The organism is Planktotalea sp., assembly GCF_049680325.1.
GTDB lineage: Bacteria > Pseudomonadota > Alphaproteobacteria > Rhodobacterales > Rhodobacteraceae > Planktotalea.
The window spans coordinates 1-2,329 of sequence record NZ_JBAUHO010000128.1; the positions used below are offsets into that span (position 1 = coordinate 1).

Sequence of the window (2,329 nt, forward strand, 5' to 3'; positions counted from 1 at the left end):
GCTTGAGGGTGTCGCACAGACTGACGAGGCGCGCGCCGCCAGCGTCAGCGGGGTTGAGCTTACGGCAAAGGGCTGCCCGTTTGCCAATCGCTGCATTCATGCCATGCGGGATCTGTGCGAAACGACAACGCCGCCTGACCTGGTTTTTCCGGACGGTCTGACGATTGCCTGTCATCTTGCTCCTGACGCGCTCCCGACCTGATGGCCCTATGTGACCAACGCCTGATAGCTCAGCACCCGCAACTGGCGGCGCAGGGTGTAGTGGCTCGACGGGACCAGTTGCGTCATCAGCATCACGGTCATCTCTTCCACAGGATCAACCCAGAATGCAGTTGAGGCCATGCCGCCCCAGGCAAATTCTCCGGGCGAGCCAAGGATCTGGGCGCGGTTTGGGTCCAGCATCACCGAAACCCCCAAGCCAAATCCGATCCCCTGCAGCGTGGTCTCGCTGAAATGCGTCTGCCCCCTTGTGGCCAGATCACCGCCCATGTGGTTGGACACCATCAGATCGAAAGTCTTGCGCCCCAGCAGATGCCCACCGGCATAGGCGCCGCGTGCCAGCATCATATCCGCAAACAGCTGGTAATCGCCCAGCGTGGAGACCAGCCCGCCACCGCCACTTTCGAGGGTCACGGCCCCTTCGGGATCATATTTTCCCGAGACGTTGTTCAGGTCCACATCATAAAGGGTCGCCATTCGGCCTGCCTGAGCGGGGCTCACAGCAAAGCCCGTGTCCTGCATGCCCAGCGGATCAAAAATTTGTTTCTTGAGAAACGCCGACAGGGGCTGGCCCGATATCACTTCAATCAGATGTCCCAGCACATCAGTAGACAGCCCGTAGAACCAGCGCGCACCAGGCTGAAACGCCAAGGGCAGAGCGGTAAGGCGCGCCACGGCGGCGGCCATCGTGTCGCCCGGCCAATCGAAATCCAACCCCTCGGCGCAACACGCCCGCTCAAGCGCATCGCCTTGCACATCGCCATAAACCAGCCCCGCCTGATGGGTCATCAAATCGTGGATGGTCACAGGTCTGTGCAGCGGCTCGGTATCCTCCAGCGGATGCCCTTCCCCACACCAGACCCCTGCTGCACCAAAACCGGGCAGGAAGTCCGATACCGGTTGGTCCAGTTGAAACGCACCCTGTTCATACAGCATCAAGGCCGCGAGTGTGGTGACCGGTTTGGTCATAGAATAGATGCGCCATACAGTATCGGTGCACACCTCTTTGCCGCCTGCGATATCACGCAGGCCCCTGTGCTGGACATAGGCCACCTGTCCTTTGCGGCTGATCTGAACCGACAGCCCTGCCAGCCGCCCTTCATCCACATGTGCCTGCATCCATGCACTGATCCGCGCCAGCCTGTCCGGATCGAACCCGAGATCTACTTGCAAACTTGGTATTGTCATGTGCCCCTCCATTTGCGCCCATCTGACGTCGCAATCGGGCGGGCGGCAAGCGAATGATTATCGTTCAATGACCCTACCAGAGTTATGCAAAGGTTGCCCATGAGGCAGAAAATTCCACATCTCACTTGGCTGCGCGCCTTTGAAGCCTCGGCCCGCCATCTGAGCTTTACCAATGCTGCGGCAGAATTGAACCTGACGCAAGCGGCGATCAGCAAGCAGGTCAAACTGCTAGAGCAATTCCTGCGCGAGCCGCTGTTTGAACGCAAACCGCGCAGTCTTGTGCTGACCAAAGTCGGGGCCGCATATCTGCCCAAAATCCGCGACGGGTTCGAACGTCTGGCCGCCGGAACCGAAGAGGTGTTTGGCAACAGACGTTCCGAGATACTGACGGTGCGTGCACCAGTCGGATACTCCGTCGCATGGATCGCACCGCGCCTGACATCCTTCATGGCCAAGCACCCGGAAGTGCCGATCCGGCTGGTCTCAAGCGTCTGGGGCGAAGAATTCGACAAAGAACGCTTTGATCTGGATATTCAGTACGGCACTGGAAGCTGGGCAGGCTTTCGCTCCGACCGGTTGACTTGGGAAGTACTGGAGCCGCTCTGTGCGCCGCATGTGCGACAGGACGGCCCACCGCTCAAGACCCCGTCCGATCTCAGGCATCACCGCCTTTTGCATGTACTTGGCTATGAGGAAGGCTGGGCCAACTGGCTGCGCGCCGCTGGTGCCAAAGACGTCAATGCGGGACAGGGCATGCAATGCGACACCTCTTTGCTGGTATTCGAGATTGCGGCGACGGGCGGTGGTATTGCCTTGGGCCGCTCATCTATGTCGCGGCCTATTCTGGACAGTGGCAGGCTGGTACGCCCTTTCGACATTGCATTGCCCTTGAAAGAGGCCTTTTTTCTAAACGCGCCAGAGG

Annotated in this window: 2 protein-coding genes and 1 pseudogene; 2 read left to right on the forward strand and 1 reads right to left on the reverse strand. The window is 59.6% G+C overall.

Features of this window, described 5'->3' with window-relative positions:
• Window positions 1–202: pseudogene (locus WBC85_RS05705) on the forward strand (ABC transporter); the annotation flags it as partial.
• Window positions 203–207: 5 nt separating this feature from the next.
• Here the strand turns inward: WBC85_RS05705 and WBC85_RS05710 are convergent.
• Entirely contained in the window at window positions 208–1,407 is a 1,200-nt protein-coding gene (locus tag WBC85_RS05710) for a serine hydrolase domain-containing protein (RefSeq protein ID WP_424433864.1), read from the reverse strand.
• 99 nt (window positions 1,408–1,506) lie between these two features.
• Here WBC85_RS05710 and WBC85_RS05715 point away from each other — a divergent pair.
• Window positions 1,507–2,329: LysR substrate-binding domain-containing protein (locus tag WBC85_RS05715; protein WP_424433866.1), on the forward strand; the 823-nt coding region annotated here is incomplete at its 3' end.

Coding starts and splice junctions, on each gene's coding strand:
- WBC85_RS05710 (WP_424433864.1), bottom strand. CDS start 1,407: ATGACAATACCAAGTTTGCAAGTAGATCTCGGGTTCGATCCGGACAGG.